Raw genomic sequence first — 4599 nt, forward strand, 5'->3', positions numbered from 1 at the left:
GCAGGCGCCGTGTCCGGCGAGCCGGAACTGAACGGCGGCGCCGGATTGTATTCGAGCCGGAGCTGAATCGCTTCCGCCGTGGTGCGGTCGACCAGCATCGACACCAGCGTCAGCGCGAAATCGATCCCTGCGGTGACGCCGCCGCCGGTGATGCGGTTGCGGTCGACGCAGACGCGCGTCTTGGTCGGCGTCGCGTCGAACAGTGGCAACATCTCCATCGCGCTCCAATGCGTGGCGGCACGGTAGCCCTTCAACAGGCCGGCAGCGCCCAGCACCAGCGATCCCGTGCAGACCGAGGTAACGTACTTCGCTCCGTTCGCCTGCTTGCGCAGGAAATCGAGCACCTCCGTGTCGTTGACCAGATCATCCGTTCCGCCGCCGCCGGGCACGCAGATCACGTCCAGTTGCGGGCAGTCGGCAAAGGTCGTGGTCGGCGTCAGCGTGAGGACGGAGTCACTCGGCACCGGCTCGATGCGCTTCCAGATCAGATGCAGCTTCACGCCGGGCACGGAGGAGAACACCTGCAAGGGCCCGGTGAAATCGAGCTGCGTGACGCGGGGAAATACCAAGAGTCCGATCTGTAGCTGCGACGACATCGAAGAGCCTCCCGAAAATCAGCTTGACGTTGGCAGGATCGCATGGTGCCCTCTCGTCCGAAATGGCATATTTCCCTCGATTTCGGACGCGTCCATGATCGGCATCCTGATCTTTCCGGACTTCCAGCTGCTCGATGCGGCGGGTCCCATCTCGGCCTTCGAGATCGGCGCGCGTTATTCAGGCAAACCGCTCGCGATCCGGGTGCTGGCGGTCAATGCGGGACCGGTGCGCAGCTCGTCCGGCGTCGAGATGGTCGCGCGCGATTTCAAATCGGCGAATGCGATCACGACACTTGTTGTCGCGGGCGGCGAGGGCGTGGCCGCGGCGGCGCGCTGCCCCACCACGCTTGCCTTCGTGCAGCGGCTCGCGCGTCGCGGCGTGCGCGTCGCCAGCGTCTGTTCGGGCGCCTACGTGCTCGCCGAAGCCGGACTGCTCGATGGCCGCCGCGCCACCACCCATTGGGGACGGACGCGCGACTTCGTGGCACGCTATCCGAAGGTGAAGTTCGAGCCGGACCAGATCTTCACCCGCGACGGCAATGTGTGGACGTCGGCCGGCATCAGCGCCGGCATTGACCTAGCGCTCGCGATGGTCTCGGAGGACCACGGTGAGGAGGTCGCGCAGCAGACCGCGCGCGAGCTCGTGCTCTATCACCGTCGCAGCGGCGGTCAGTCGCAATTTTCGTCGCTTCTGGAATTGAAGGCGCCGAACGGCCGGTTCGGCGGGCTTCTGTCTTGGGCGCGCGAAAATCTCGACTCGCCCTTGACAGTGGAGGATCTCGCCGACCGCGCCGGCATGAGCGCGCGGCATTTTGCCCGCGCGTTCGCGGCCGAGACCGGCACGACGCCGTCCAAGGCGATCGAGCGGCTGCGGGTCGAGGTCGCGCGCGAGCGCGTGCAGTCCTCGCGTGAGGCGATCGAGCTCGTCGCGGAGGCGACCGGCTTTGGTGATCCCGAGCGGATGCGGCGCGCCTTCATCCGCGCCTTCGGCCAGCCGCCGCAGGCGCTGCGCCGCGCGGCGCGGGCGGGCTAGGGCTTCTCAAGGGACAGATGCCAGCGTCTGACCGGCAGGCGGAGATCTTGCGATCGGTCACCGCTCGTGATCCGTAGCGGCCTCCCAATCAAGAACGGCACCTACCAGGGATGTTGTTTGAACTGGTGAGCGCCTTCGAGATGTATTAACGCTACTGCCTCGTTCTCCCCTTCCATTGGGGCCACCAGTCAAAGGAAACATCGCCGTGCACGTGCATCTTGTTGTTCACGAGTCCTTTGAGGCCCCTGGAGCGTACGAGAATTGGGTACGGGATCGGGGACACACCTGTAGCTATTCACGTGTCTATGCCTACCAGCCGCTCCCGCAATCGGTAGATGGGATCGACTTGTTGGTCGTGCTTGGCGGCCCGCAGTCCCCGGACACCACCACCGACGAATGCCGGCACTTCGACGCTGCGGGCGAACGCGCCCTGATCTCGAAGTGCGTAGCAGCGGGGAAGGCCGTCGTCGGTATTTGCCTCGGCTCACAGTTGATCGGCGAAGCGTTGGGCGCGAAGCATGACAAGAGCCCGGAAAAGGAAATCGGCATGTTCCCGATCATCCTGACGGCCGAGGGCAAGGAGAACGACAAGTTCGCTGATTTCGGCGACACCCTTGGCGTGGGGCACTGGCATAACGACATGCCGGGCCTGACAAAGGATGCGACGATCATTGCTTACAGCGAGGGCTGCCCTCGTCAAATCGTTGAGTACAGCAATCTGGTCTACGGCTTCCAATGCCACATGGAATTCACCAGGGACGTGGTCGAACTGCTCATCGCCGCGTCGGAACGTGAACTCGCGACGCTGACAGATCATCGCTTTGTGCAACAGCCGGATGCACTAAGGGCCAACGAATACGACTTGATGAACCAGAAGCTGTTTGGCTTCCTGGATAAGCTAGCGGCGGCCTACAGCGCGCGCTAGCTCGTACTGCCCGCAGCCGCTGCGCTGGAGGCATCCGCGCGGGCCATCAGGCGGCGCGCGATCGGCGTCAGCAGGTAGGGGGCTAGGTGAATCGGAAACTGGGTGAGCGCGAAATAGAGCCAGGTCGTTGGCGGCAGCGCGCCCGCAGTCGCGGCCAGCATCAGGCCCAGATTGCGCTGTGACACCATCAGCCCGAGCGCCAGCGCGCGCTCGTAGCCGACACGTCGGAAGAGCAGCGTCGTGACTGCCAGCAGCGTGAAATAGACCGCAAAGGCCATCAGCGCGACGCCGATCGTGAAGACCGGATCGGTCACGAGGTCGCTCGCCACGTCGCCCATCACCGCGGACGCGAACACCAGCAGGATGATGATGTTAATGCCGTCGATCGGCCGCTTGTGGCGGTGGATCGCACCAGTGCCGAACACGCGGCGGATGATGGTCGCGGCGAGCAGTGATCCCGCGAGCAGGCCGAGCAGCTTCAGGCCGAGCGTGAGCGGGGTGATGCTGAGGCTGCCGCCGAGGAACAGGCTTGCGAACAGCGAGGCGGTGAACGGCACGAGCGCGGTCGAGGTCACCAGCGTGACCAGCACCAGCGTGGCGTCGAGGCCGATCATCGCGGCGAGCGCGGGTGAGGCCATCATCGGCGAGGCCATGCCTTGCAGCATCAGCGCGAGGAAGAGACCGGGCGAGCGACTGTCGAACCCGGTCGACCAAGCGATCAGCCCGACGATCATGGGCACGCCAATCGTGGTCCAGGCGGTGGCGGCCACGACCAGCGCCGGCCGGCGAAGATGGCCGTAGAGTGCGACGAGATCGACGCGCATGAAGGAGATGCAGAGCAGGCAGAAGATCGCCTCGGTGACATAGGGACGCAGCACCGCGCCGATCGGCGGCACCGCGACCGCGATGAATACCACCGCCGCCACAGCGCGCGTGCCCTGGTCGCCGAGCCATGTCAGCCCGCGCACGGGAACGGCGAAGATAGTTCGGAGAGTCGGCGGCATCTGTCGCTAGCCAAGGCCTTTCAGCCACGCGCCGATCTCGCTCGCTGCGACGTTGGCCTCTCGCAGTAGCTTGCCCATCGTGAAGAAGCCGTGGAACTGGCCGGGAAAGTGTCTGTAGGTGACGCTCACGCCAGCCTGCTTCAAACGCGCGGCGTACTCATCGCCTTCATCGCGCAAGGGATCGGCGCCGGCGGTGAGCACATAGGCCGGCGGCAGCCGGGCAAGCGTCGCGGCGCGTGCCGGCGAGGCGCGCCAGTCCTCGGCATCGGCGGCGGCGCTCAGATAGTGGTCGCGGAACCAGCGGATCACCGAATGCGTGAGCAGCACGCTGGTTTCGGGCTCGCTGTGGGAGCGGTGCGTCATGGCGAAATCGACCGCCGGATAGATCAAGACCTGGCCGGCGATCGCCGGGCCGTTGCCATCGCGTGCGGCAAGTGCGACGACGGCCGCGAGATTGCCGCCGGCGCTGTCGCCGCCGACCGAGAGGCGCGTGGCGTCGATGCCGAGCTCGTGTGCATTGGCCGCAACCCATCTGGTCGCGGCGATCGCATCGTCGACGGCGGCGGGAAACTTGTGCTCGGGCGCGAGGCGGTAGTCGACCGAGATCACGATCAGCGCGCTCTCGACCGCGAGCTTGCGGCAGGCGACGTCATGGGTGTCGAGATCGCCGATCACCCAGCCGCCGCCATGGAAAAACACCATCGCGGGCGACAATCCGTCGCGCCGCCGCAGTTCCGCAGGCACGTAGATGCGCGCCGGAACTGCCCCGTGCTGCGCCGGGATCGACAGCGCCGCAATACGCGCAAGCTCCGGGGGCTCGGGATTCGTGGCAAAGCGCGCCTGCGAGTAATAGGCGCGGGCTTCCGGCGCGGTCAGGGTTTCATAGGCGGGGCGGCCGGCCTCCTGGAAGGCCTTGTAGACGGCAGCGGCATCGGGATCGAGCACAACGGGCATGGGGCGGGTCTTGTCCTGCTCCGGGTGGCCGGAGACGCCTGGGCCGCTGCAACGGGGCCCTGGTCGACTATTCCATCCCGTGGCGGG

At 66.0% G+C, this 4599-nt stretch carries 5 protein-coding genes; 2 read left to right on the forward strand and 3 right to left on the reverse strand.

Features of this window, described 5'->3' with window-relative positions:
* A partial coding sequence (locus AYJ54_RS27075; protein WP_245329142.1) for a DJ-1/PfpI family protein occupies nt 1–596 on the reverse strand: 596 nt, incomplete at its 3' end.
* Between the two features lie 94 nt (nt 597–690).
* On the opposite strand from AYJ54_RS27075, the gene AYJ54_RS27080 reads away from it, so the two are divergent.
* On the forward strand, nt 691–1629 hold the full coding sequence (locus tag AYJ54_RS27080; protein WP_063703717.1) for a GlxA family transcriptional regulator: 939 nt from the start codon (nt 691–693) through the stop codon (nt 1627–1629).
* 211 nt (nt 1630–1840) lie between these two features.
* Entirely contained in the window at nt 1841–2554 is a 714-nt protein-coding gene (locus AYJ54_RS27085) for a type 1 glutamine amidotransferase (RefSeq protein WP_245329156.1), read from the forward strand.
* On the opposite strand, the gene AYJ54_RS27090 is transcribed toward AYJ54_RS27085, so the two are convergent.
* Both AYJ54_RS27090 and AYJ54_RS27095 read right to left on the reverse strand, forming a co-directional pair.
* Nucleotides 2551–3558: a hypothetical protein gene (locus AYJ54_RS27090; protein ID WP_063703720.1), complete on the reverse strand. Its 1008-nt coding sequence runs from the start codon at nt 3556–3558 to the stop codon at nt 2551–2553. The two genes, AYJ54_RS27085 and AYJ54_RS27090, sit on opposite strands and share 4 nt — an antisense overlap.
* Nucleotides 3559–3564: 6 nt before the next feature.
* The gene (locus AYJ54_RS27095; protein WP_063703721.1) at nt 3565–4512 is read right to left on the reverse strand and encodes an alpha/beta hydrolase; all 948 of its coding nucleotides are present in this window, start codon (nt 4510–4512) and stop codon (nt 3565–3567) included.
* Between the last annotated feature and the right edge of the window lie 87 nt (nt 4513–4599).

Origin of the sequence: Bradyrhizobium centrolobii, from assembly GCF_001641635.1 — a bacterium.
In the GTDB taxonomy this organism is placed as follows: Bacteria; Pseudomonadota; Alphaproteobacteria; order Rhizobiales; family Xanthobacteraceae; genus Bradyrhizobium; species Bradyrhizobium centrolobii.

What these genes read in the sequence shown, in the direction of transcription:
- AYJ54_RS27080 (WP_063703717.1), top strand. Translation starts at nt 691, where the DNA reads ATGATCGGCATCCTGATCTTTCCGGACTTCCAGCTGCTCGATGCGGCG.
- AYJ54_RS27090 (WP_063703720.1), bottom strand. Translation starts at nt 3,558, where the DNA reads ATGCCGCCGACTCTCCGAACTATCTTCGCCGTTCCCGTGCGCGGGCTG.
- AYJ54_RS27095 (WP_063703721.1), bottom strand. Translation starts at nt 4,512, where the DNA reads ATGCCCGTTGTGCTCGATCCCGATGCCGCTGCCGTCTACAAGGCCTTC.